Genomic DNA, 25555 nt, shown 5'->3' on the forward strand with positions numbered 1-25555 from the left:
AAAGAGGGACGAAAGTGCAGCGAGCGCGTTGTTATCTGTTAGGTGAAACGGCAGTGGTTCTTGAACTGGAGCCACCCATTACGCTGGCGACTCAGAAACGCATCTGGCGTCTGGCCCAGCGTCTGGTTGATGCCCCGAATGTACTGGAAGCTATTCCAGGCATGAACAATATCACGGTGACCTTGCGCGACCCGCAAACGCTGGCGCTGGATGCGATTGAGCGCCTACAACGCTGGTGGGAAGAGAGCGAAGCACTGGAGCCGGATTCGCGCTTTATTGAAATTCCTGTTACCTATGGCGGTGAGGCCGGCCCCGATCTGGCAGAGGTCGCCCGGCACAGCGGATTAAGTGACAAGCAGGTTGTGGAACTTCATGCGTCGGTTGATTACGTGGTGTGGTTTATCGGTTTTCAGCCGGGATTCCCCTATCTCGGGAGCTTACCTGAACAACTGCATACCCCCAGACGTGCGGAACCGCGTTTGCTTGTTCCGGCAGGTTCTGTCGGTATCGGTGGATCTCAAACGGGGATCTACCCGCTTTCCACGCCTGGCGGGTGGCAATTGATTGGGCGTACCTCCGTTTCGTTATTTGATCCAAAACGGGAGGAGCCGATTCTGTTACGGGCTGGCGATACCGTGCGTTTTGTCCCGCAGAAGGAGGGGATATGTTAAACATCATCCGCGCTGGCATGTACACCTCAGTACAGGACGGGGGACGTCATAGTTTTCGTCAATCCGGAATCAGTCACTGTGGGGCGCTGGATAAACCGGCGCTGAACGTGGCTAACCTGCTGGTGGGTAATGATGCGAATGCCGCAGCGCTGGAAATCACGCTGGGGCAACTGGTGGTGGAGTTTGAAGCCGATGGCTGGTTTGCCCTGACCGGTGCCGGATGCGAAGCGCATCTGGATCGTACGCCCGTGTGGAGCGGATGGCGGTTACCGGTAAAAGCCGGGCAGCGCCTGACGCTAAAACGTCCGCTTCATGGCATGCGCAGTTATCTGGCGGTAGCGGGCGGTATTGATGTTCCTGAAGTGATGGGCTCGCGTAGTACCGATCTGAAAGTGGGCATTGGTGGGTTTGAAGGGCGTCTACTGCGTGATGGCGATCGACTGGCGATTGGCGTATCTACCCGGAAATTCAGCGAGCCGCAAGGTGTTAAGCAACTGATGTGGGGTAATCTCATTCGTGCGCTGCCCGGACCTGAATATCAGGAGTTTGATGAGGTATCGCAGGCTTCGTTCTGGCGCTCACCGTGGCAACTTAGCCCACAAAGTAACCGTATGGGGTATCGTCTTCAGGGGCAGCCGCTGACGCGCACGACCGATCGCGAGCTGCTATCACATGGCTTGCTCCCCGGCGTGGTGCAGGTTCCACATAATGGCCAGCCAATTGTGCTGATGAACGATGCGCAGACGACGGGCGGTTATCCGCGCATCGCCTGTATTATTGAGGCAGATATGTATCATCTGGCGCAGATCCCGCTCGGTCAACCGATTCATTTTGTGCAGTGTTCGCTGGAGGAAGCGCTGAAGGCGCGGTACGACCAGCAGCGTTACCTGGAACAGTTAGCATGGCGGCTTAACAATGAAAATTGATCTCAATGCAGACCTCGGTGAGGGATGTGCGAACGATGCAGCGTTGCTGCGATTGGTGTCATCGGCCAACATCGCCTGTGGGTTTCACGCAGGCGATGCGCAAACCATGCTCTCAAGCGTGCGCGAAGCGCTAAAAAATGGCGTAGCGATAGGTGCGCATCCCAGCTTTCCGGATCGGGAAAATTTTGGCCGTAGCGCCATGACCCTGCCTGCACAAACGGTGTATGCGCAGACGCTGTATCAAATTGGCGCGCTGGCTGCCATCACGCGGGCGGAGGGCGGTGTGATGCATCATGTCAAACCGCATGGCATGCTCTATAACCAGGCAGCGAAAGATCCTCAACTGGCTGATGCGATTGCGAAAGCGGTTCATGCCTGCGATCCGTCGCTGATTTTAGTGGGACTGGCGGGAAGCGAACTGATTAGTGCTGGAGAACACTATGGCCTGGTAACGCGTCAGGAGGTGTTTGCCGATCGGGGTTATCAGGCCGATGGCAGCCTGGTGCCGCGTAGTCAGCCGGGCGCACTGATTGAGGATGAAGAGCAGGCGTTGGCGCAAACGTTAGAAATGGTGCAATCCGGCAGAGTAAAAAGCCAAAGTGGGACATGGGCGAGCGTGACTGCCCAGACGGTATGCATTCATGGGGATGGCGAGCACGCACTCGCTTTTGCCCGCCGCTTGCGTAGCGCCTTTGAAGCATGCAATATTCAAATTAGCGCATAAATTTATTCATACAAAACAATAATATATTACACAACAACATAAGGGATTTAATTATGGGAGAGGCTATTTCTCTCTGGCCATTGACGGGGATCGCCGTCATCGTGGTCGGATTTCTTTTACGTTTTAACCCGGTATTGGTGGTTATTATTGCCGGGATCGTCACGGGGCTGGCGGCGCATATGCCTATCGCCACTATTCTCGAGAAACTGGGTGAAGGTTTTCTTAACACCCGCAACCTACCGTTTATCCTGCTGATCCCACTGGCGGTAATCGGTCTGCTGGAACGTCACGGTCTGAAAGAGCGTGCGCAGGCGTGGATTGCAAAAATCCGCAGCGCTACCAGCGGCCGCCTGCTGATTGTTTATCTGTTCATTCGCGAAGCGACCGCTGCATTAGGACTCACCAGTCTGGGGGGGCATCCGCAAATGGTGCGTCCGCTGCTGGCGCCGATGGCGGAAGGGGCCGCTGAGAAAAATCACGGCGAGATACCTGGGGCGGTACGCTATCGACTGCGCGCAATGTCAGCGGCGACCGATAACGTCGGGCTGTTTTTCGGTGAAGATATCTTTGTTGCTTTCGGCGCCATCATCTTCATGCATAACTTTATGCTGGAGTCTGGTGGGATCCAGACCGAACCGCTGCATATCGCCCTATGGGGGATCCCAACGGCAATTTGTGCTTTCCTGATCCACGGCACACGTTTGTGGCGTCTGGATAGCTATTTGCAACGTGAGGTGGCGAAAGCGAATGCCGCAGCGAAAGGGGAAGCGCAATGAATTTTCAACAAAGCTATCTCTACTGGCTGGCGGGCGCGGTATTACTGATTGTGGCCGTCATGTCCTGGCAGGATAAAGCGAACCCGCGTCGTTTCACCACTGGCCTGTTTTGGGGCATATACGGCGTACTGTTTCTGCTTGGCGACTGGACATTCTCGCTGTTTGGCGACAAGCGCGCGGTGCATATTGCCGTCGGTATTGCGGTGGTCGTCCTGGCGCTGATCGCCGGTTTTGGCGGCGTGAAGCTGGGAAGTTACCATCAACGGACGCAGCAACAGCGCGAAGAAAGTGCCAGTCGCTTGGGCAACCGCCTTTTTTTCCCGGCGCTGGCGATCCCGGTAGTAACGGTTATTGGCGTGCTGATGTTCAACCATATTCCGGGCTTACAGGATGCGCTGTTTGGGCCGGGTAATCACGCCACGCTGGTGACGCTTTTTTCCATGACCGCAGGTTCGTTGATTGGTCTGGCGATGGCAATAAAAATGACCCATGAGCGGGTGCATCAACCGATCCAGGAGGCGCGCCGTCTGCTGGACTCCATCGGCTGGGCGTTCATCCTGCCACAGATTCTGGCTACGCTCGGGCTGTTGTTTACGGCAGCGGGCGTAGGCAGCGGCATTTCATATCTGACGCAGGAATATCTGGCGGTAGACAGTCGCTTTATCGCAGTGGCGGTGTACACCATCGGCATGGCATTGCTGACTATGGTGATGGGCAATGCGTTTGCTGCTTTTCCGATCGTGACCGCTGGGATTGGTATTCCGATTCTTGTACTGCAACACGGCGGTAATCCGGCGGTAATGGCGGCGATTGGTATGTTCTCCGGTTATTGCGGGACACTGATGACGCCGATGGCGGCGAACTTTAACATTGTCCCTGCTGCGCTGCTGGAACTACCGGACAAAAACGCGGTGATTAAGGCGCAGGTGCCAACCGGCATACTGCTGCTGCTGGTCAACGTGTTCCTGATGTATTTCCTGATGTTCTTGTAAGGTGACAGGATGAAAACAGTACTCATCACGGGATTTGAACCCTTTGGCGGCGAGTCAGTTAACCCTTCCTGGGAAGTGGTCTCGGGACTCGATAATGCTATCATCGGTGGATGCCGCGTCGTTGCCCGCCAACTGCCGTGCGTCTTTGGCGAGTCTCTTGCCGTACTCAATGGCGCGATTGACGCGCTGTCGCCATCGCTGGTTCTGGCGGTGGGGCAGGCGGGTGGTCGCACGGATATCACCGTGGAACGCGTGGCGATTAACGTTGACGATGCGCGTATTGCGGATAATCAGGGGCAACAGCCGGTAGATGTGCCGGTTGTAGCCGATGGTCCAGCGGCATGGTTTAGCACGCTGCCGATCAAAGCGATGGTTATGGCTATGCGCAACGCGGGAATTCCGGCTTCGGTTTCCCAGACCGCTGGCACTTTCGTGTGTAACCACGTGATGTATGGCCTGCTGCATAAACTACGCGACGCACCGGCGGTGAAGGGCGGCTTTATTCACATCCCTTATTTGCCGCAACAGGCCGCACAGCATCCCGGGGCGCCAAGTATGGCGGCTGAAACAGTACGCCGGGCGCTGGAAGTCGCAATTGCCACCGCCTTGCAGGTGGAAAGCGATATCGCTGTGACGGGCGGCGCAACACATTAACAAAGGACAGTATTATGCCTGAAGGCCCGGAGATCCGCCGCGCGGCGGATAACCTGGAGGCGGCAGTCAAAGGCAAACCCCTGACGGAAGTCTGGTTTGCCTTTGAGCAGTTAAAACCGTATGAATCTCAACTAATTGGGCAGAGTGTTACCCAGCTTGAAACGCGAGGGAAAGCATTACTGACCCATTTTTCCAATGGCCTGACGCTGTACAGTCACAATCAGCTCTATGGCGTGTGGCGAGTGGTGGATACGGGCAACATCCCGCAGACCTCGCGGGTACTCCGTGTCAGATTGCAAACGCAAGACAAAACTATCCTGCTGTATAGCGCGTCTGATATCGAAATGCTGACGCCAGAACAGCTCGCCACCCACCCGTTCCTGCAACGGGTAGGGCCGGATGTACTGGATTTACGTTTAACGCCCGATGACGTTAAAGCGCGTCTGTTATCTCCGCGTTTTTGCAATCGCCAGTTTTCTGGTCTGCTACTGGACCAGGCTTTTCTGGCGGGATTAGGTAACTACCTGCGGGTAGAGATCCTTTGGCAGGTTGGGTTGACCGGGCAGCATAAAGCGTCGCAGCTTAGTGATGAGCAACTGGATCAACTGGCACATGCGCTGCTTGATATTCCGCGCCTGTCTTATAATACCCGCGGGCTGGCCGATGAGAATAAGCATCACGGTGCGTTGTTTCGCTTCAAGGTCTTTCATCGGGACGGCGAAGCCTGTGAGCGTTGTGGTGGGACTATCGAGAAAACGATGCTCTCTTCGCGACCTTTTTACTGGTGTCCGGGATGTCAGCACTAAGCGGGCCGTTTTGGCGCGTGCACCGAAATAAACCGCGCGACTGCGGGGCCAGTTAACAAAATGCTGAACAGTCGCAGGGTTTGCATCGCCATGATGAGCGCCATATCAGCGTGGCTTCCTGCGGCAATCACCGCGACAGAATCCACGCCACCTGGGCTGGTTGCCAGATAGGCAGTGAGAAAATCAATCTGCATGTAATGCGCCAGTCCCCAGGCCATAGCTGCGCAGATCGCCATTAGTGAAAAAATGGACAACAGGATCTGCGGCAGTGGTCGTAATGCCATTAGAAAGATCTGTTTGTCAAAGCCAAGGCCGATTTGCCAGCCGATGGCCATATAGGCTATCGCCAGTAGCCATTCCGGCAGTTCAATCACCATCACTCCGCTTGCATTCAGCAAGGCACCCACCAGCATCGGCAATAGCATGACGCCAGAGGGAATACGCAGTAAGCGTCCAGCCGTGCCGGCAACGGCGGCCAGCATCAGAGTGCTGAAAAGATTGCCGCTTAGCGGCGGAAACCAGATGATTTGTTCACTGACCGCCAGCGCCTGGTCGCCCATCACCAGCCGGGTGACCATCGCTGCCGCGCCGACCACCAACAGTACACGCAGATACTGCATAAACGCCACCAGTCGGATGTCGGCACCATAATCCTGGGCCATTGCAACCATTGCCGCTGCGCCGCCTGGTGACGAGCCCCATGCGCCGGTGTTCCCCGGTAGCGTACTGTAGCGAACCAGCAGCCAGCCGATTATCGCGCTGCTGATAAGGGTTGCCAGCAGGATAACAATCACCATCGGCCAGTGGGCTGCAAGGGTTGTGAAGATTGAACCGGTCAGATTTTGGGCAATCATGCAGCCGAGAATCGCCTGCGCGCCAAGAAATGTGCAGCGGGGAGGATGCAGAGAGATGCCGCGCAGACTGAAGATGATGCCAACGATCATCGAACCGAGCAGCAAGGGGCCTGGAAGATGGATAAACAGAAAGAGCAGGGAAAGCACGAGCGATAGCACAAACAACAGGCTCCACTGCAAAACAGGCATCCCATGCTCCTGAGTTATATGCTGCGTTTAACGTGTTGATACAGCATAGAGAAAAAGTCCGCTGAAAAAAATATCAAGTATCAATAAAAACGGATTAGCCAGTGACGGAGTCAGGTATATTGGCGGTCTGCCACAGGATCGAACGGCAGACCTTAAGAACATTAGAGGTTGGCATAACGAGTTCAGGATAAAATGAAGATAGATTCACCTTTTTTAAGAATTGGCTAGAGGAATTGAGTATTTTAGCTCCATTTTTGGTGCATCATCTAAATATCTACTGGATCGGGCCACTAAATACCCTGCGATTTCCTCAGTAGTTAACTCAACATGTAACATATCAGGATTCTGGAACCATTCATTCGGCCAAAAAATAAGATCGGATGGATTACCGTCAAAATTTTTCTCGAGTAATGAAAGGGCATGATCTTGTTCGGATTCCTTGCACTTGGGATCGCACACAGTACGAATGGTTTGAATCAGTTCGTCCCATGTAAAATCGGCATACCATTGTGCTCTGGTAAACGCTATACGAGTAAACTCTACGGCGTTAGTCCAGGAGGAAAAGTCTCTGAAATCAGAAAATGTTCGGGGAGAAACGACCTGGCTGTTCCATTCATCAATCATGCTCCTTAGCGCAGAGTCTTCTTCCTTTGCGCCTTTATCAATTCTTGCAAGTATCTGTGTGGCTTTTTGTGACAGTTCCTTGATCTTGCGACTACTGACCTTAACTGGTCTCATTCGTTCAGGCAGAGGCATTGTCAGAATCCTTAAATAGTGGGAGTCCCTGGACTTACGCCATCTTTTGATTTCATCAATGACGCCTTGCGGGCTGTCTTCTCGGTCATCTGGGGGATAAAAAATCAAACCATTACCTTCCGGATGATCCACTATTTTATCGAAATGATCGACTAATGAGTCGATGTAATATTCACGGTCTATTTCTCCCAGGTAGCGTGGATTTGTGGAGAATTCATATGAATTCAGCTTCGGTGTAGTCTTCGAGTTTTTGCTTAAGATGATTCATATATTCACTGTTTTAATAAATTTCTTTGCAGAGCTTATTTAGAATCTTTAAATAACTCTAAGCCATGAGATGCTCTCCATTTTTTTATTTCCTTGAATATTCCCAAGGGTGAACATTCAATCTCATCTGGTGTATTAAAAATCAGTCCATTACCAAGTGGGTGCTGGGTGACTTTGACTACATGTAGTTGTAGATCATCGATAAATTTACCAAAATCCTTGGCATTTAGCCCATGTTTATTCTCAAAAAAGTTAGATAGCAGAGCAATGAACTCTGACTCAGTGTAATCGCTTATGGTTTTTTCATTATCTATTAGCATTTTTATGTATTCCTATATGTAAGCGAGGAGTAGTAATGTTTATATTATCCATATTAAAAACTTCTCCGCCATGCTGGATTTCTTCTACGTGATGAAGTTCAAAAGTCGTTCTGCCGCCTACCTGCTCTGAAGGAATAGGATATGGTGCCAACCCCATTCTTATCAGGGTTTGGTTAGATGGTTTAAAATCCTTCATAAGCTCAGGGCATTCTGACACCGCAAGCCAGAATTCTTCTCTGAAATGGTCAAAGTTGCGAAATGTTCTTCCTCGCAGCTTATCCGCCACCTGTGCAGGTATCGGCGCTCCCAGCCCAGAACTGGCGGCCTCAAGCCAACGACCATTTCCGGATAAAATTTCACCGTGGCCGGTTGCTGTACCGGGGTCGTCCCGGGCTGTTTTCAGGTATACATATATCGGCTGAATGCCTGAATCGGCCGGAAAAATCAGAATATAATCGTTAAAATCGGCGACATCCGGCACAAGGAACGGTGGCGTGGTGTATTCGTTTTTGCCATCCGGGATGGGTGTTACCAGAATGGTTGGCTGATCCAGCGGTGGAACATCGTTTCCAGTATGTTCAGGTACATCACCCGTCGCAGGATTTTCCGGCGTCCATGTGATTAACGGCCCGTCTGCGTCGTGGGCAGGCGTAAATTCATAGCGATGATGTTCATCGTTCCACAGCATATTCGCGACGCGCACGTTTTCATAAGGAGTACCTTCGCCGGTATGCACGCCGTAGACTTGCGATTTACCGTGAATGTCGGTTCCCCAGAAAAAACGAACCCGGGTGGTGGCAGTGCCACCTACCAGCGCCTTTTTCCGTAGTTCTTCTTCATACCAGAACTCATCGCGTCCGGGAACGCGTGCACTGTCCGTACCCGCGGACGGAATATACAGCGCGGAAGCCAACGCGCCGATATAAGGAACGCCGCGTGCGGCGCTGAGCATGCCACTGAGTGACCACTCGCCCCACACCTGCGTCAGCCCACCTAAGATCGGCAGCGCGGCCGAGGCTTCTGCGGGCTGTGCATATCCGCAACAATCATCGACGGAAGATTGTGCGAAAACCGCCATCTGTCCGAAGTTTTCAGCCGATTCTTCACGGCTCCCCGCGTCTGTACAGCCTTTTTCTTTCAGACAGGATTTGGCATAGACCGGCGTAACTGCTGGAATGTGTGGTGCAGGGGGAGAAGGGCGTTTCACTATGGGTTTTATCGTACTGACCGGCTGAGGGCGGGGTGGTATAAACAAACGGTTGTACTCAGCAGGCAATGCCAGGTAGTCAAACTCAGTGTTGGCAATCAGGTGTTTGCAAAGAATATAGTCATACGATACTGCAATTTCTTCGGTATCCAGCTCGTTTAGGGCCACATAGGTTTGTATGCTTTTTACCGATGCATTTCTTAATTGAATATAATAGTAGCGTTCCCATCTACCAAATCTGTTTATTCTCCATAAATCAATTTCAATAAACAGACGTTCATTATTATTGATGGCATTAATCAATAATGGTGTGCTTTTATCAATTAGTTTTGTGAAGTTCAGTAGCTGGGTATTAATACCAGAATCAGTATTAGCTAATCCATTCGAAAGTGAAAAAACAAAAATCTCATCAGGATGGTTTTCCTGCCAGCGATTCCCTACTGACGCGTAAGTGCCGCAGCCGGAAGAAATATTTCCTTGTTGTTCACCTGTTATCTTCAGGTAAATAAGATCGCCCATGCCATTTAATCCAGAGATGTATTTTATAAGACCGAATTAAATAGCTAATAAATTTAAAAATCAAATTATGCGTTGGCGATTAATGCTATATAAAAGGGGCGCATGTCTGAAATGTATTTTGGGACGAATTAGCTGATGAGAATAATATTGATGAGATGAATGCGGTAATTTGAGTAGGGTCTGAGAAAAGCCACCGGAATTACCCGGTGGCCTGAACAATTAACGCTTAATATCAGATTTAAAATCGCGCTTGTCGTAGCCGGTGTACAGCTGACGCGGACGGGCGATTTTCATGCCGTCGGTGTGCATTTCGTTCCAGTGTGCAATCCAGCCAACGGTACGCGCCATGGCGAAGATAACGGTGAACATGGAGGACGGAATCCCCATCGCTTTCAGAATTATGCCGGAGTAGAAGTCTACGTTCGGGTAGAGTTTCTTCTCGATGAAGTATGGGTCGTTGAGCGCAATGTGCTCAAGTTCCATCGCCACTTCCAGCAGATCATCTTTGGTGCCCAGTTCTTTCAGCACTTCGTGGCAGGTTTCACGCATGACGGTAGCGCGCGGGTCATAGTTTTTATAAACACGGTGACCAAAGCCCATCAGGCGGAAGGAATCATTCTTGTCTTTCGCGCGGCGAACAAATTCCGGAATGTGTTTAACAGAGCTGATTTCTTCCAGCATTTTCAGCGCAGCTTCGTTTGCGCCGCCGTGTGCTGGTCCCCACAGGGAAGCGATACCAGCCGCGATGCAGGCAAACGGGTTAGCGCCAGAAGAGCCCGCGGTACGTACAGTAGAGGTTGAGGCGTTCTGTTCGTGGTCAGCGTGCAGGATTAAGATACGGTCCATGGCGCGTTCCAGAATCGGATTCACTTCGTATTTTTCGCACGGCGTAGAGAACATCATGTTCAGGAAGTTACCGGCGTAGGAGAGATCGTTACGCGGGTACACGAACGGCTGCCCGATGGAATACTTGTAGCACATCGCTGCCATGGTTGGCATTTTGGACAGCAGGCGGAAGGCGGCGATTTCACGGTGACGCGCGTTGTTTACATCCAGCGAGTCATGATAAAACGCTGCCAGCGCTCCGGTGACACCGCACATAACGGCCATCGGGTGAGAGTCGCGGCGGAAACCGTGGAACAGACGCGTGATCTGCTCGTGGATCATGGTATGGCGAGTGACTGTGGTTTTGAACTCGTCGTACTCTTCCTGCGTCGGTTTTTCGCCGTACAGCAGGATATAACACACTTCCAGATAGTTGGACTCGGTCGCCAACTGGTCAATCGGGAAGCCGCGATGCAGCAAAACACCTTCGTCACCGTCGATGAAAGTAATTTTGGATTCGCAGGATGCGGTAGAGGTAAAACCTGGGTCAAAAGTAAACATCCCTTTTGAGCCAAGACTACGAATATCAATAACGTCCTGACCGAGCGTACCTTTCAGCACATCCAGTTCAATAGCAGCGTCACCATTTAGAGTGAGTTTTGCTTTAGTATCAGCCATTTACGGTCTCCTTAGCGCCTTATTGCTTAAGACTGCCGGAACTCAAATTTGCCTTCGTGCATCAATAAACCGTTACCAGTTTGTTATTTGGCTCGCCGCTCTGCGAAAGAGGGGATGACCTGGGTACAGAGCTATGGGCGCTTGCAGGTAAAACGGTCTTTTTATGGCGAATAAACTGCAAATCAAGAACTTAGCAATCCGAATTATTTAACCTGTCTATCACTAATAACTGTCCTGAAGGTATTGGTCAATACTTCCACACTGTTACATAACTAAATCTCCGGTGAAAGAGTGACCCCATAACTTTTACGCATTATATGCTTTTTCTGGTGTCGTTTGTAACAACTTTGTTTAATGATTGTCAAATCAGATGATTAAAAATTAAAATAATGTTGTTATCGTGACCTATGTCACTGTTCGGGATAAAACCCGACAAACTATATGTAGGTTAATTGTAATGATTTTGTGAACGTCCTATACTGCCGCCAGGTCTCCGGAATACCCTGCAATCCCGAGCCAACCAGCGTTGTAACGTGTCGTTTTAGCATCTGGAAGCAGTGTTTTATATGACGCGTAGTTATAGTAAGGACGCTGTCTGACCCGCACGCAGACCGGAGGAAGGAAATCCCGTCGTCTTTCAGGCTACAGGTGTCTTCATCTTCTGTACCCGAAGTCTAAAGGGAATAATAAGAACAGCATGTGGGCGTTATTCATGATAAGAAATGTGAAAAAACAAAGACCTGTCAATCTGGATCTGCAAACGATCCGGTTCCCAATCACGGCGATAGCGTCCATTCTCCATCGCGTATCCGGAGTGATCACCTTCGTGGCGGTCGGGATTCTGTTGTGGTTATTGGGTACCAGCCTTTCCTCCCCTGAAGGTTTCCTCACCGCGTCATCCATTATGAATAACTTCTTTGTGGAGTTAATTCTGTGGGGGATCCTGATTGCGCTGGCATATCACGCCGTAATGGGCATTCGCCATCTGTTGATGGATTTTGGCTATATCGAAGAAACCCTCGAAGCAGGGACACGCTCCGCCAAAATTTGTTTCGTTATCATTGTCGTGCTTTCACTTCTCGCAGGAGTCCTCGTATGGTAAGCAACGCCTCCGCATTAGGACGCAACGGCGTACATGACTTCATTCTGGTCCGTGCTACCGCTATCGTTCTGACGTTATACATCATCTTTATGGTCGGTTTCTTCGCCACCAGCGGCGAGCTGACGTATGAAGTCTGGACCGGTTTCTTCTCATCGGCATTCACCAAAGTCTTCACCCTGCTGGCACTTTTCTCCATCTTGATTCATGCCTGGATCGGCATGTGGCAGGTGTTGACCGACTACGTTAAACCTCTGGCTGTGCGCCTGATTCTGCAACTGGCTATCGTTGTTGCGCTGGTGGTTTACGTCATTTATGGATTTGTTGTGGTGTGGGGTGTGTAATGAAACTGCCAGTCAGAGAATTTGATGCTGTTGTGATTGGTGCCGGCGGCGCAGGTATGCGCGCGGCGCTGCAAATTTCCCAGAGCGGGCAGACTTGTGCGCTGCTCTCTAAAGTGTTCCCAACCCGTTCCCATACCGTATCCGCGCAGGGTGGCATCACCGTTGCGCTCGGTAATACCCATGAAGATAACTGGGAATGGCACATGTACGACACCGTTAAAGGGTCGGACTACATTGGTGACCAGGACGCTATTGAATATATGTGTAAAACCGGTCCGGAAGCGATTCTGGAACTGGACCACATGGGGCTGCCGTTCTCTCGCCTCGACAATGGCACAATTTATCAACGTCCGTTTGGCGGCCAGTCGAAGAACTTCGGCGGTGAGCAAGCGGCACGTACTGCGGCAGCGGCAGACCGTACCGGTCATGCGCTGTTGCATACGCTGTATCAGCAGAACTTGAAAAACCATACCACCATCTTCTCAGAATGGTATGCGCTGGATCTGGTAAAAAATGCCGATGGCGCGATTGTCGGTTGTACCGCGTTGTGTATTGAAACCGGTGAGGTAGTTTACTTCAAAGCCCGTGCGACCGTGCTGGCGACCGGTGGTGCTGGCCGTATTTATCAGTCCACCACCAATGCCCACATCAATACTGGTGACGGTGTTGGTATGGCTATCCGCGCTGGCGTGCCGGTGCAGGATATGGAAATGTGGCAGTTCCACCCAACCGGTATCGCCGGTGCGGGCGTTCTGGTCACAGAAGGCTGCCGTGGTGAAGGTGGCTACCTGCTGAACAAACACGGTGAGCGCTTCATGGAGCGTTATGCCCCGAATGCGAAAGACCTGGCGGGTCGTGACGTGGTGGCGCGTTCCATCATGATCGAAATCCGTGAAGGTCGCGGCTGCGACGGCCCGTGGGGTCCGCACGCTAAGCTGAAACTCGACCACCTGGGTAAAGAAGTGCTGGAATCCCGTCTGCCGGGCATTCTCGAACTGTCCCGTACCTTTGCTCACGTTGACCCGGTTAAAGAGCCGATTCCGGTTATCCCAACCTGCCACTATATGATGGGTGGTATTCCGACCAAAGTTACTGGCCAGGCGCTGACTGTGAATGAGCAGGGCGAAGATGTGGTGATCCCGGGACTGTTTGCGGTAGGCGAAATCGCCTGCGTATCGGTTCACGGTGCCAACCGTCTCGGCGGCAACTCGCTGCTGGACCTGGTGGTGTTTGGTCGTGCGGTGGGTCTGCATCTGCAGGAATCTATCGCTGAGCAGGGTGACCTGCTGGATGCGACCGAAGATGAAATCGATGCTTCTCTGGCACGACTGAACCGCTGGAACGGTAACCGTAACGGTGAAGACCCGGTGGCGATTCGCAAAGCGCTGCAAGAATGTATGCAGCATAACTTCTCGGTTTTCCGCGAAGGCGATGCGATGGCGAAAGGTCTGGAAGAGCTGAAAGCGATTCGCGAACGCCTGAAAAATGCCCGTCTGGACGATACCTCCAGCGAGTTCAACACCCAGCGCGTTGAGTGTCTGGAGTTGGATAACCTGATGGAGACCGCGTACGCCACTGCAGTATCTGCAAACTTCCGTACCGAAAGCCGTGGCGCGCATAGCCGCTTCGACTTCCCGGAACGTGATGATGAAAACTGGCTGTGCCATTCCCTGTACCTGCCAGAGTCGGAATCCATGACGCGACGTCAAGTCAATATGGAACCGAAGCTGCGCCCGGCATTCCCGCCGAAGATTCGTACTTATTAATGCGGAGACAGGACAATGAAACTCGAGTTTTCAGTTTATCGCTATAACCCGGATGTTGACGACGCTCCGCGTATGCAGGATTACACCCTGGAGGCGGAAGAAGGGCGCGACATGATGCTGCTGGATGCATTGATGCAGCTGAAAGAAAAAGATCCGTCTCTGTCGTTCCGCCGTTCCTGCCGTGAAGGGGTCTGCGGCTCCGACGGTCTGAATATGAACGGCAAAAATGGACTGGCCTGTATCACACCTATTTCTGCGCTGAATCAGCCGGGCAAGAAAATTGTCATTCGCCCGCTGCCGGGTTTACCGGTTGTGCGCGATTTGGTGGTAGACATGGGGCAATTCTACGCACAGTATGAGAAGATTAAGCCTTACTTGTTGAATAATGGGAAAAATCCGCCGGCTCGTGAGCATTTACAAATGCCTGAGCAGCGTGAGAAGCTCGATGGGCTGTATGAATGTATTTTGTGTGCATGCTGCTCAACGTCCTGCCCATCATTCTGGTGGAATCCGGACAAGTTTATTGGCCCGGCAGGCCTGCTGGCCGCGTATCGCTTCTTAATTGATAGCCGCGATACCGAGACCGACAGCCGCCTGGAAGGTTTAAGTGACGCTTTCAGCGTATTCCGCTGTCATAGCATCATGAACTGCGTCAGCGTATGTCCTAAAGGACTGAACCCGACGCGCGCCATCGGCCATATTAAGTCGATGCTGCTCAAACGTAGTGCGTAAGTTTTTGTAGTCGTTGCCGGGGAAGTGATTCCCCGGTAGTACAGGAAACCTCTAAAAACTGCCATATGAGTAGTAATAATCGAGATGTTCAGAGCGAGACAAGGCCGCAACGCAGTCGTAGCCTGAACAGCGAAGATTATTAGACAGTTTTTAAAGGTTCCTTAGCGGACGCAGATGACACGACAGTCCGCAACAAGTGAACCCCGGCACGCACATCGGTGTGCGTGGTAGTATCCACGGCGAAATACTCGTCATAGTTCACGTTGCATGTGCGTTGGCTGCACTTGCTCACCCTGGTCACTTACTGGATGTAAGCTCCCTGGGATTCGCAAGCTTGCCACCTTCCTGAAACGCGATCTATTTAGAGTATTAAATAAGCAGAAAAGATGCTTAAGGGATCACGATGCAGAACAGCGCTTTGAAAGCCTGGTTGGACTCTTCTTACCTCTCTGGTTCTAACCAGAGCTGGATAGAACAGCTCTATGAAGACTTCTTAACCGACCCTGACTCGGTAGATGCTAACTGGCGTTCGACGTTCCAGCAGTTACCTGGTACCGGAGTCAAACCGGATCAACTCCACTCAAAAACACGTGATTATTTCCGTCGGCAGGCGTTGATTACTCCACGTTACTCTTCTTCTATCTCCGACCCTGATGCCAATGTGAAGCAGGTTAAAGTCCTGCAGCTCATTAACGCCTACCGTTTCCGCGGTCATCAGCATGCGAATCTTGATCCGCTGGGACTGTGGCAGCAAGAAAATGTGGCCGATCTGGACCCGTCTTTCCACGATCTGACCGATGCGGATTTCCAGGAAAGCTTTAACGTAGGTTCTTTTGCCGGCGGCAAAGACACCATGAAGCTGAGCGACCTGGTTGTTGCGCTGAAACAAACCTACTGCGGCCCAATTGGCGCCGAGTATATGCACATCACCAGCACCGAAGAAAAACGCTGGCTTCAACAGCGTATCGAGTCTGGCCGTGCCGCATTCAGTACCGAAGAGAAGAAACGCTTCCTGAGCGAACTGACCGCAGCAGAAGGACTGGAACGCTACCTGGGCGCGAAGTTCCCGGGCGCGAAACGCTTCTCGCTGGAAGGCGGTGATGCGTTAATCCCAATGCTCAAAGAGATGATCCGCCACGCGGGTAACAGCGGTACCCGTGAAGTGGTACTGGGCATGGCGCACCGTGGTCGTCTGAACGTTCTGGTTAACGTACTGGGTAAACGCCCGCAGGAACTGTTCGACGAATTTGCGGGCAAACATAAAGAACACCTCGGCACCGGTGACGTGAAGTACCACATGGGCTTCTCGTCTGATATCGAAACCGAAGGCGGTCTGGTACACCTGGCGCTGGCGTTTAACCCGTCGCACCTGGAAATCGTTAGCCCGGTGGTTATCGGCTCCGTACGTGCACGTCTGGATCGTCTGGACGAGCCGAGCAGCAACAAAGTACTGCCAATCACCATCCACGGCGATGCGGCGGTAACCGGGCAGGGCGTGGTTCAGGAAACCCTGAACATGTCGAAAGCGCGTGGTTACGAAGTGGGCGGTACCGTTCGCATCGTCATCAACAACCAGGTGGGCTTTACTACCTCTAACCCGTTGGATGCGCGTTCTACTCCGTACTGCACCGACATCGGTAAGATGGTTCAGGCGCCAATCTTCCACGTTAACGCGGATGACCCGGAAGCGGTCGCTTTCGTGACGCGTCTGGCTCTGGATTTCCGTAACACCTTCAAACGCGATGTGTTCATCGATCTGGTGTGCTACCGCCGTCACGGCCACAACGAAGCCGACGAGCCGAGCGCAACCCAGCCGCTGATGTATCAGAAAATCAAAAAGCATCCGACCCCGCGTAAAATCTACGCTGACAAGCTGGAAGCGGACAAAGTCGCCACGCTGGAAGATGCGACCGAAATGGTCAATCTGTACCGTGATGCGCTGGATGCTGGTGAATGCGTGGTGAAAGAGTGGCGTCCAATGAACATGCACTCCTTCACCTGGTCGCCGTACCTCAACCACGAGTGGGACGAAAGCTACCCGAACAAGGTTGAGATGAAGCGTCTGCAGGAGCTGGCAAAACGTATCAGCACCGTGCCTGAAGCCGTTGAAATGCAGTCGCGTGTTGCCAAAATTTACGGCGACCGTCAGGCCATGGCCGCAGGCGAGAAGCTATTCGACTGGGGTGGGGCAGAGAATCTGGCTTACGCCACGCTGGTGGACGAAGGCATTCCGGTTCGTCTGTCGGGTGAAGACTCCGGTCGCGGAACCTTCTTCCACCGTCACGCGGTCATTCATAATCAGGCGAACGGTTCAACCTACACGCCGCTGCAGCATGTGCATAACGGCCAGGGCACGTTCCGCGTATGGGACTCCGTGCTGTCTGAAGAAGCGGTACTGGCGTTCGAGTATGGTTATGCCACGGCAGAACCGCGCACGCTGACCATCTGGGAAGCGCAGTTCGGCGACTTCGCCAACGGTGCGCAGGTGGTTATCGACCAGTTCATCTCTTCCGGCGAGCAGAAATGGGGCCGTATGTGCGGTCTGGTGATGCTGCTGCCGCACGGCTACGAAGGTCAGGGTCCGGAGCACTCCTCCGCGCGTCTGGAACGTTATCTGCAACTTTGCGCTGAGCAAAACATGCAGGTTTGCGTCCCGTCTACCCCGGCACAGGTCTACCACATGCTGCGTCGTCAGGCGCTGCGCGGTATGCGCCGTCCGCTGGTGGTGATGTCACCGAAGTCGCTGCTGCGTCATCCGTTGGCGGTGTCTACGCTGGACGAACTGGCAAATGGCACCTTCCTGCCAGCCATTGGCGAAGTCGATGAACTTGATCCGAAAGGCGTGAAGCGTGTCGTGATGTGTTCTGGTAAGGTTTATTACGACCTGCTGGAGCAACGCCGCAAGAACGACCAAAAAGATGTTGCCATTGTGCGCATCGAACAGCTCTATCCGTTCCCGCATAAAGCGGTGCAGGAAGCGCTGAAACCGTTTGCTCATGTACATGATTTTGTCTGGTGCCAGGAAGAGCCGCTCAACCAGGGCGCATGGTACTGCAGCCAGCATCATTTCCGTGAAGTAATTCCATTTGGGTCAGCTCTGCGTTATGCAGGTCGCCCGGCCTCTGCCTCTCCGGCAGTAGGGTATATGTCCGTTCACCAGAAGCAGCAACAAGATCTGGTAAATGACGCGCTGAACGTCGATTAAATAAAGGATAAATAATGAGTAGCGTAGATATTCTTGTTCCCGACCTGCCTGAATCCGTAGCGGATGCAACGGTTGCAACCTGGCACAAAAAACCGGGCGATGCAGTACGTCGTGATGAAGTACTGGTAGAAATCGAAACTGACAAAGTGGTACTGGAAGTACCGGCATCAGCGGACGGTATTCTTGATGCGGTTCTGGAAGATGAAGGGACAACCGTCACTTCTCGCCAGATCCTTGGTCGCCTGCGTGAAGGCAACAGCACCGGTAAAGAAACCAGCGCTAAGTCTGAAGAGAAAGATTCTACTCCGGCACAGCGCCAGCAGGCGTCTCTTGCTGAGCAGAACAACGATGCCCTGAGCCCGGCGATCCGTCGCCTGCTGGGTGAGCATAACCTCGAAGCCAGCGCTATCAACGGCACCGGTGTCGGCGGTCGTATCACGCGTGAAGATGTTGAAAAACATCTGGCGAAAGCCCCGGCTGCGAAAGCCGAAGCAAAAGCGCCGGCAGCAGCACCAGCACCACAGGCTCAACTGGGCGCGCGTGGCGAAAAACGTGTTCCGATGACCCGTCTGCGCAAACGCGTGGCCGAGCGTCTGCTGGAAGCGAAAAATTCCACCGCCATGCTGACCACCTTCAACGAAGTCAACATGAAGCCAATCATGGACCTGCGTAAGCAATACGGTGATGCGTTCGAGAAACGCCACGGTATCCGTCTGGGCTTTATGTCTTTCTACGTGAAAGCGGTAGTTGAAGCGCTGAAACGCTATCCGGAAGTGAACGCGTCCATCGACGGCGATGACGTGGTTTATCACAACTACTTTGATGTCAGCATGGCGGTCTCCACGCCGCGTGGCCTGGTCACGCCGGTCCTGCGTGATGTGGATCTGCTGGGTATGGCAGACATCGAGAAGAACATTAAAGAACTGGCAGTTAAAGGTCGCGACGGCAAGTTGACGGTTGAAGATCTGACGGGCGGTAACTTCACCATCACTAACGGTGGCGTGTTCGGTTCCCTGATGTCCACGCCGATCATCAACCCACCGCAGAGCGCCATCCTGGGTATGCATGCCATCAAAGATCGTCCGATGGCGGTAGATGGCAAGGTTGAAATCCTGCCGATGATGTATCTGGCGCTGTCTTATGACCACCGTCTGATCGATGGTCGTGAGTCAGTAGGCTTCCTGGTAACCATTAAAGAGTTGCTGGAAGATCCAACGCGCCTGCTGCTGGACGTGTAGTTAATAAGAGTATCACCTGCCCCGTAGGTCTGGATGCCTATCAGACCTACGGGTAAAAGATAACGATTACCTGAAGGATGGACAGAACACATGAACTTACATGAATATCAGGCAAAACAACTTTTTGCCCGCTATGGCTTACCGGCACCGGTGGGTTATGCCTGTACTACTCCGCGTGAAGCAGAAGAAGCCGCTTCAAAAATCGGCGCTGGCCCGTGGGTAGTGAAATGTCAGGTTCACGCTGGTGGCCGCGGTAAAGCGGGCGGTGTGAAGGTTGTGAACAGCAAAGAAGACATTCGCGCTTTTGCTGAACACTGGCTGGGTAAACGTCTGGTGACTTACCAGACAGACGCTCATGGCCAACCGGTAAATCAGATTCTGGTTGAAGCCGCGACCGACATTGGTAAAGAACTTTACCTCGGCGCAGTTGTTGACCGTAGCTCCCGTCGCGTGGTCTTCATGGCCTCTACCGAAGGCGGCGTGGAAATCGAAAAAGTAGCGGAAGAAACCCCGCACCTGATCCACAAAGTGGCGCTCGATCCGCTGGCAGGCCCGATGCCTTACCAGGGTCGCGAGCTGGCGTTCAAACTGGGTCTGGAAGGTAAACAGGTTCAGCAGTTCACCAAGATCTTCATGGGTCTGGCGACTATCTTCCTGGAGCGCGACCTGGCGCTGATCGAAATCAACCCGCTGGTTGTCACCAAGCAGGGTGACCTGATCTGCCTCGACGGCAAACTGGGTGCTGACGGCAACGCGCTGTTCCGCCAGGCTGACCTGCGCGAAATGCGCGACCAGTCTCAGGAAGATCCGCGTGAAGCGCAGGCTGCGCAGTGGGAACTGAACTACGTTGCGCTCGACGGCAACATCGGTTGCATGGTTAACGGTGCGGGCCTGGCAATGGGCACCATGGACATCGTTAAGCTGCACGGCGGCGAACCGGCTAACTTCCTCGACGTTGGTGGCGGTGCGACCAAAGAGCGTGTAACCGAAGCGTTCAAAATTATCCTCTCTGATGACAATGTTAAAGCCGTACTGGTTAACATCTTCGGCGGTATCGTACGTTGCGACCTGATCGCTGACGGTATCATCGGCGCGGTAGCAGAAGTAGGTGTAAACGTTCCGGTCGTGGTACGTCTGGAAGGTAACAACGCTGAACTCGGCGCGAAAAAACTGGCTGATAGCGGCCTGAATATTATTGCAGCGAAAAGTCTGACGGATGCAGCTCAGCAGGTTGTTGCCGCAGTGGAGGGGAAATAATGTCAGTTTTAATTAATAAAGATACCAAGGTTATCTGCCAGGGCTTCACCGGTAGCCAGGGGACATTCCACTCCGAACAAGCGATTGCTTACGGTACGCAGATGGTTGGCGGCGTAACGCCAGGTAAAGGCGGTACCACGCACCTGGGCCTGCCGGTGTTCAACACCGTGCGTGAAGCTGTAGAAGCGACTGGCGCTACCGCCACCGTTATCTACGTTCCGGCACCGTTCTGCAAAGACTCCATTCTGGAAGCAATCGATGCAGGCATCAAGCTTATCATCACCATCACCGAAGGCATTCCGACGCTGGATATGCTGACCGTGAAGGTGAAGCTGGATGAAGCTGGCGTGCGCATGATCGGCCCGAACTGCCCAGGTGTTATCACCCCGGGCGAGTGCAAAATCGGCATCATGCCGGGCCACATTCACAAGCCGGGTAAAGTGGGTATCGTTTCCCGTTCAGGTACCCTGACCTATGAAGCGGTTAAGCAGACTACCGACTACGGTTTCGGCCAGTCCACCTGTGTGGGCATTGGTGGCGACCCGATCCCAGGTTCTAACTTCATCGACATCCTGAAGCTGTTCCAGGAAGATCCGCAGACTGAAGCGATCGTCATGATCGGTGAGATCGGCGGTAGCGCTGAAGAAGAAGCGGCGGCATACATTAAAGATCATGTAACCAAGCCGGTTGTGGGTTACATCGCGGGTGTGACTGCGCCGAAAGGTAAGCGTATGGGTCACGCGGGTGCGATCATCGCAGGTGGGAAAGGTACGGCGGATGAGAAATTCGCTGCGCTGGAAGCTGCAGGCGTGAAAACTGTTCGTAGCCTGGCCGATATCGGCGAAGCGCTGAAAACCGTTATTAAGTAATAAATAAAAAACAGCCCTGACTCTCTGCGTAGTCAAGGGCTGGTCCCGTTTCGACATGGTTGGCCATCTGATGATGGCCTTTTTTTATTTTTAGTTATCTGAATCTTGCAAATTACTCATAATCATCTGCATAAATAAGATTATTTTTTGCGGTGAACATCATTCTTTCTCTTAATTAAATTCTGCATATTACCGGCTTTAATTTGATTAATGCCGGAGGATACCGTGTCGTTGAAAATTCAGGATGATTACCTACAACGTTTTTTCTCAATAGCAAAGGTATTTTCCAGTGCGACTGGATTAGCCACCGTCGTGGTTGATGTTACCGGAAAAATTCTCTCGGATTGTCATAATTTTAATTCGTTCTGCACATTAATGCGGGCGGATGAACGCTATTGTGTGAGTTGCCAAAAGTGTGACAAGTATTGTGCTTTTGAAGGATTAAAACACCTTAAACCCAGAATACTCAGCTGTCATGCAGGGCTAAGTCTGTTTTCTATGCCATTAATTCGCGAGGGGAATCTGTACGGTTTTATGCTCTGTGGGCAGGTGCGGGCAAAATATCAGGAATATAAAACAATCATTATTGATAATGAATGCTCATGGATGGATGAACCAAAAATAAAAACTGAATGGAGTAAGGTGGCGGTAGTCGATAATAATACGCTGGTGGCATCAGCAAATTTATTGAATTTTATTATTGATAATTTTGAGACAGAACAACAATCTGATGAGATTGTTATCCCAGCGACCAGTTACATGCGTCATTATTTTACAGAACCTTCCCGACACGAGAAAAAGCTACTGGCAGCGTTGCGTTATATCGATGAGAATTTGTATGGTGAATTATCCCTTGAATCCGTAGCAGCTCACGTCTGCTTAAGCGCAAACTATTTCAGCCGTTTTTTTAAGAAACGGCAGGGCGTTAACTTTAAAACCTGGGTGAATCAGAAAAAAATGCAAAAAGCGGGGGAGTTATTGCACGATCCCGTTCATTCCATAGACAGCATTGCCCGGAAACTCCAATACGCACAAACCAGCTACTTTTGCCGCGTTTTCCGGGCGGCGCATCAAACGTCGCCCCAGTCTTTTCGTCATGCCAGACTGTCACAGTAAAGGTTTTCTGGCAGCTTGAAGGCTTCAGGGATAAAAGAGAGCCGATCGCTCAGGGTTACCACATCACCAATCACTATCAGTGCAGGGGGAAGGATGTTAGCTTCCTGCGCCTTGCTCAGTAGTGAACCGAGCGTACAGGTCAGTCGGCGTTGATTATCGCGGGTGGCAGACATAATAAGCGCTGCAGGCGTATCTGCTGATTTTCCACCCATCAATAATTCCTCACAGATAAACGCCAGATTGGCGATACCCATGACGATAACCAGCGTACCATTCAGTTTTGCCAGTTGACGCCAGTCCTGCTGTTGGTTGCCCTCCCGCGTATGGCCGGTCACGACGTGAAATCCCGAGGCGAAATCGCGGTGTGTTACCGGAATCCCGGCATAGGTCAGGCCACCAATGGTTGAGCTGATACCCGGCACCACTTCAAACGGGATGCCCGTCTCGACGAGATCCTCAACTTCTTCAGCCCCGCGTCCAAAAACATACGGATCGCCACCTTTCAGGCGTACAATATTATTGTGAGTTTGGGCATACTGGACAAGCAGCGCATTGATTTCATCCTGGGGTACACAATGGAAGCCTGGGTTTTTGCCGACATTGATAAGCAGGCAATCTGGTAATGCCCATTCCAAAATTTTAGGATTGACCAGCCGATCGTAAATAATGACGTCAGCCTGTTTAATGCACATCATTGCTTTGAGGGTAAGTAATGAAATATCACCGGGACCTGCCCCAACGAGCCAGACCTTTCCGAAAGTTTTCACATTGTGTCCTTTATCACGGCTAACAAAAAAAGGCAGAAACTACATCAAGGAATGATAAAAAGCAGTCGTTTGCCCGTAAGTTATAACGTGAAATTATCCAAAATTATCGCATTGATAATATTGATTAATCTCGCAAAGTTTTTTCTGCAATAAACAAGATGACTTGAAAAATTATTAAGAACTTATTGGCACTATTTGCTTAAGTTTAACCTTATTTAAATTGTGTTTATTGTTTCCCTTAAGTATTATTGGTTAATATTTACCCGTCATCAGTGTGAGTAAATCATGGATTGGATCAATGACATCAATGGATAAAATAAAATATAACTCTCGATGCTTATCTGGGTGTCTTGAATTATTTTTTATAAATTAAACTATTTTTGTACGCTGCAAATGGAAGAGGTTATGAGAGGAAAAATACCCAAGACGGAGTTGCTGGTAACTTTTGAAGTGGTTGCGCGTCACGAAAGTTATACCCGGGCAGCTGAAGAGCTGGCTTTAACACAAAGTGCTGTTTTCCGCCAGGTAAATGCACTGGAGGATTTTCTCAATACCGCGCTATTTAATCACGCCAAAAAACGCATTTTTTTAAATGCGGCCGGCAAACACTATTTAAGCATTGTTAAAGAAACGTTAAATAAGCTTGAACGAGATACGACGACGATAATGACCTGGCAGCCGACGGTACAGGTTATTGAGCTGGCGGTGAATCCGACGTTCAGCACGCACTGGCTGATCCCAAACCTGCGTGAATTTAACAAACTTAATCCTGATATTATCGTGAACATTCATTCCCTCGCGAATATTGGTGATTTTCTCAATCGAGAGTATGACGCGGCAATCATGCGCGAAGACTTTTATTCGCCATGGTCAGGGGTTGAGTACCTGTTTGAAGAGGAGATTCTGCCGGTATGCAGTCGCTGTTTGCTGGCCGAACCGGAACGAAAACTGGCGGTAAACGAATTACTAAACGAATTCCCGCTATTGCACCAAAGCACGCGCATCAAAGGGTGGCAGGAATGGTTTGCGCTGTCAGATGTCAGCAGTCCGTTGGTGAATAAAGGTCCGAGATTTGATTTGTTATCGATGCTGATCGCGGCGGTCCGCTCTAATCTGGGCGTTGCGCTGCTCCCGCGTTTTGCCATTCAGCACGATCTGGACAGTGGCGATATGGTCATTCCTTGCGATGTTCCGATGCGTACCGGGAATCGATTTATTATGACGTGGCGTGAAGAAAAATCGGAATCCGAGCATTTACAGATTTTCCGCAACTGGTTGCTCAGTAAGTCCGTAGTATCGGCTGCCTGAGGGTGGCTTATGCCTTATCAGGCCTACAACGATGGGTAGGCCGGATAAGACGCGTTAGCATCGTTATCCGGCAAAAGAACGGCTACCAGTCGATCCCAATCTGTGCCTGAATACCGCGGTCAAACGCGTGTTTGACCGGGCGTATTTCACTGACCGTATCGGCCAGTTCCAGTAACAGCGTATGGCATCCGCGTCCTGTGACGATAACGCTCTGACCGGCAGGACGATTTTCGATGGCGTTGATAACCTCTTGCGTATCCAGATAGTGGTAAGCCAGCATGTAGGTGAGTTCATCCAGCACCACTAGATCGTAATGCGCATCAGCCAGCATGCGCTTACTTTCCTGCCAGACAACCGTTGCCGCTTCGATATCTGCTTGCCGATTTTGGGTTTCCCAGGTAAATCCGGTACCCATAATATGGAATTCGACGCCGAGCGGTTGCAGTGTGTTGTACTCACCATTATCCCACTGACCTTTAATAAACTGCGCGATGCCAACGGTTTTTCCGTGACCCACTGCGCGCGTTGCCGTGCCAAAGGCTGCGGTGGATTTTCCTTTTCCGTTGCCGGTGAAGACAATCAGGATCCCTTTCTTCTCCGTTGCCGCCGCTACGCGGGTATCAACCTGCTCTTTTAGCTTCTGCTGACGCTGACGGTGTCTGTCGTTATTGGCGCGCGCTTCCATGGAAA

General features: G+C 51.7%; 24 protein-coding genes and 1 pseudogene. 17 read left to right on the forward strand and 8 right to left on the reverse strand.

The window, feature by feature from the left end; genetic code table 11:
• Positions 1 to 14: 14 nt before the first annotated feature.
• Genes pxpB through nei form a run of 7 tightly spaced genes read left to right on the forward strand, consistent with a single transcriptional unit; the run spans position 15 to position 5549 of the window.
• The gene (gene pxpB / locus OGV89_RS19025) at positions 15 to 671 is read left to right on the forward strand and encodes a 5-oxoprolinase subunit PxpB (RefSeq protein WP_003835457.1); all 657 of its coding nucleotides are present in this window, start codon (positions 15 to 17) and stop codon (positions 669 to 671) included.
• Positions 665 to 1597, forward strand: coding sequence for a 5-oxoprolinase subunit PxpC (gene pxpC / locus OGV89_RS19030; RefSeq protein ID WP_032938517.1), 933 nt, complete (start codon positions 665 to 667; stop codon positions 1595 to 1597). Before pxpB ends, pxpC begins: the two co-directional genes overlap by 7 nt.
• Positions 1587 to 2321, forward strand: coding sequence for a 5-oxoprolinase subunit PxpA (gene pxpA, locus OGV89_RS19035; protein WP_286559129.1), 735 nt, complete (start codon positions 1587 to 1589; stop codon positions 2319 to 2321). Before pxpC ends, pxpA begins: the two co-directional genes overlap by 11 nt.
• A gap of 53 nt (positions 2322 to 2374) precedes the next feature.
• The gene (locus OGV89_RS19040) at positions 2375 to 3097 is read left to right on the forward strand and encodes a DUF969 domain-containing protein (RefSeq protein WP_003835449.1); all 723 of its coding nucleotides are present in this window, start codon (positions 2375 to 2377) and stop codon (positions 3095 to 3097) included.
• On the forward strand, positions 3094 to 4089 hold the full coding sequence (locus OGV89_RS19045; protein ID WP_003847337.1) for a DUF979 domain-containing protein: 996 nt from the start codon (positions 3094 to 3096) through the stop codon (positions 4087 to 4089). The genes OGV89_RS19040 and OGV89_RS19045 overlap by 4 nt, the downstream gene beginning before the upstream one ends.
• A gap of 9 nt (positions 4090 to 4098) precedes the next feature.
• Positions 4099 to 4743, forward strand: a complete 645-nt coding sequence (gene pcp / locus OGV89_RS19050) for a pyroglutamyl-peptidase I (RefSeq protein ID WP_016149798.1) — start codon at positions 4099 to 4101, stop codon at positions 4741 to 4743.
• Between the two features lie 14 nt (positions 4744 to 4757).
• On the forward strand, positions 4758 to 5549 hold the full coding sequence (gene nei / locus OGV89_RS19055; protein ID WP_286559131.1) for an endonuclease VIII: 792 nt from the start codon (positions 4758 to 4760) through the stop codon (positions 5547 to 5549).
• On the opposite strand, the gene OGV89_RS19060 is transcribed toward nei, so the two are convergent.
• From OGV89_RS19060 to OGV89_RS19085, 6 genes and pseudogenes are all read right to left on the reverse strand, one after another.
• Complete coding sequence (locus OGV89_RS19060; protein ID WP_286559133.1) at positions 5546 to 6592, reverse strand: AbrB family transcriptional regulator; 1047 nt, start codon at positions 6590 to 6592, stop codon at positions 5546 to 5548. The two genes, nei and OGV89_RS19060, sit on opposite strands and share 4 nt — an antisense overlap.
• A gap of 213 nt (positions 6593 to 6805) precedes the next feature.
• Positions 6806 to 7480, reverse strand: coding sequence for a bacteriocin immunity protein (locus tag OGV89_RS19065; RefSeq protein ID WP_230122146.1), 675 nt, complete (start codon positions 7478 to 7480; stop codon positions 6806 to 6808).
• Between the two features lie 170 nt (positions 7481 to 7650).
• Positions 7651 to 7935 (reverse strand): bacteriocin immunity protein, encoded by a 285-nt coding sequence (locus OGV89_RS19070; protein WP_016149801.1) that lies wholly within the window; start codon positions 7933 to 7935, stop codon positions 7651 to 7653.
• Positions 7922 to 9661, reverse strand: a complete 1740-nt coding sequence (tssD, locus tag OGV89_RS19075; protein ID WP_286559135.1) for a type VI secretion system tube protein TssD — start codon at positions 9659 to 9661, stop codon at positions 7922 to 7924. The genes OGV89_RS19070 and tssD overlap by 14 nt, the downstream gene beginning before the upstream one ends.
• A gap of 219 nt (positions 9662 to 9880) precedes the next feature.
• Positions 9881 to 11164 (reverse strand): citrate synthase, encoded by a 1284-nt coding sequence (locus tag OGV89_RS19080; RefSeq protein WP_003831404.1) that lies wholly within the window; start codon positions 11162 to 11164, stop codon positions 9881 to 9883.
• Between the two features lie 203 nt (positions 11165 to 11367).
• A pseudogene (locus OGV89_RS19085) lies at positions 11368 to 11478 on the reverse strand (hypothetical protein).
• A gap of 383 nt (positions 11479 to 11861) precedes the next feature.
• Here OGV89_RS19085 and sdhC point away from each other — a divergent pair.
• The 9 genes from sdhC (at position 11862) to OGV89_RS19130 (ending at position 22790) form a co-directional block, all read left to right on the forward strand.
• A complete protein-coding gene (sdhC, locus tag OGV89_RS19090) occupies positions 11862 to 12266 on the forward strand; it encodes a succinate dehydrogenase cytochrome b556 subunit (RefSeq protein ID WP_003831406.1) in 405 nt (134 codons plus the stop codon).
• Positions 12260 to 12607: a succinate dehydrogenase membrane anchor subunit gene (sdhD, locus tag OGV89_RS19095; protein ID WP_003022916.1), complete on the forward strand. Its 348-nt coding sequence runs from the start codon at positions 12260 to 12262 to the stop codon at positions 12605 to 12607. The genes sdhC and sdhD overlap by 7 nt, the downstream gene beginning before the upstream one ends.
• The gene (gene sdhA / locus OGV89_RS19100; protein WP_003022919.1) at positions 12607 to 14373 is read left to right on the forward strand and encodes a succinate dehydrogenase flavoprotein subunit; all 1767 of its coding nucleotides are present in this window, start codon (positions 12607 to 12609) and stop codon (positions 14371 to 14373) included. The genes sdhD and sdhA overlap by 1 nt, the downstream gene beginning before the upstream one ends.
• Positions 14374 to 14388: 15 nt before the next feature.
• Complete coding sequence (gene sdhB, locus OGV89_RS19105) at positions 14389 to 15105, forward strand: succinate dehydrogenase iron-sulfur subunit SdhB (RefSeq protein WP_003022921.1); 717 nt, start codon at positions 14389 to 14391, stop codon at positions 15103 to 15105.
• Between the two features lie 403 nt (positions 15106 to 15508).
• On the forward strand, positions 15509 to 18310 hold the full coding sequence (sucA, locus tag OGV89_RS19110) for a 2-oxoglutarate dehydrogenase E1 component (protein ID WP_044701036.1): 2802 nt from the start codon (positions 15509 to 15511) through the stop codon (positions 18308 to 18310).
• 14 nt (positions 18311 to 18324) lie between these two features.
• Entirely contained in the window at positions 18325 to 19548 is a 1224-nt protein-coding gene (gene odhB / locus OGV89_RS19115) for a 2-oxoglutarate dehydrogenase complex dihydrolipoyllysine-residue succinyltransferase (RefSeq protein WP_003022925.1), read from the forward strand.
• Between the two features lie 90 nt (positions 19549 to 19638).
• On the forward strand, positions 19639 to 20805 hold the full coding sequence (sucC, locus tag OGV89_RS19120) for an ADP-forming succinate--CoA ligase subunit beta (RefSeq protein WP_003022927.1): 1167 nt from the start codon (positions 19639 to 19641) through the stop codon (positions 20803 to 20805).
• Entirely contained in the window at positions 20805 to 21674 is an 870-nt protein-coding gene (sucD, locus tag OGV89_RS19125) for a succinate--CoA ligase subunit alpha (protein WP_003022929.1), read from the forward strand. The genes sucC and sucD overlap by 1 nt, the downstream gene beginning before the upstream one ends.
• 225 nt (positions 21675 to 21899) lie before the next feature.
• Positions 21900 to 22790 carry a PocR ligand-binding domain-containing protein gene (locus OGV89_RS19130; RefSeq protein ID WP_193339442.1) on the forward strand — a complete coding sequence of 297 codons (891 nt, stop codon included), beginning with the start codon at positions 21900 to 21902 and terminating at the stop codon, positions 22788 to 22790.
• Here the strand turns inward: OGV89_RS19130 and cobA are convergent.
• Positions 22769 to 23557: a uroporphyrinogen-III C-methyltransferase gene (gene cobA / locus OGV89_RS19135; protein WP_003835432.1), complete on the reverse strand. Its 789-nt coding sequence runs from the start codon at positions 23555 to 23557 to the stop codon at positions 22769 to 22771. The genes OGV89_RS19130 and cobA overlap by 22 nt on opposite strands.
• A gap of 405 nt (positions 23558 to 23962) precedes the next feature.
• Here cobA and OGV89_RS19140 point away from each other — a divergent pair, with 405 nt between their 5' ends.
• Positions 23963 to 24865 carry a LysR substrate-binding domain-containing protein gene (locus OGV89_RS19140; protein ID WP_003022936.1) on the forward strand — a complete coding sequence of 301 codons (903 nt, stop codon included), beginning with the start codon at positions 23963 to 23965 and terminating at the stop codon, positions 24863 to 24865.
• Positions 24866 to 24947: 82 nt separating this feature from the next.
• On the opposite strand, the gene cobO is transcribed toward OGV89_RS19140, so the two are convergent.
• Positions 24948 to 25550 carry a cob(I)yrinic acid a,c-diamide adenosyltransferase gene (gene cobO, locus OGV89_RS19145; protein ID WP_003847316.1) on the reverse strand — a complete coding sequence of 201 codons (603 nt, stop codon included), beginning with the start codon at positions 25548 to 25550 and terminating at the stop codon, positions 24948 to 24950.
• Between the last annotated feature and the right edge of the window lie 5 nt (positions 25551 to 25555).

The organism is Citrobacter sp. Cf125, from assembly GCF_030333935.1.
In the GTDB taxonomy this organism is placed as follows: Bacteria; Pseudomonadota; Gammaproteobacteria; order Enterobacterales; family Enterobacteriaceae; genus Citrobacter; species Citrobacter freundii.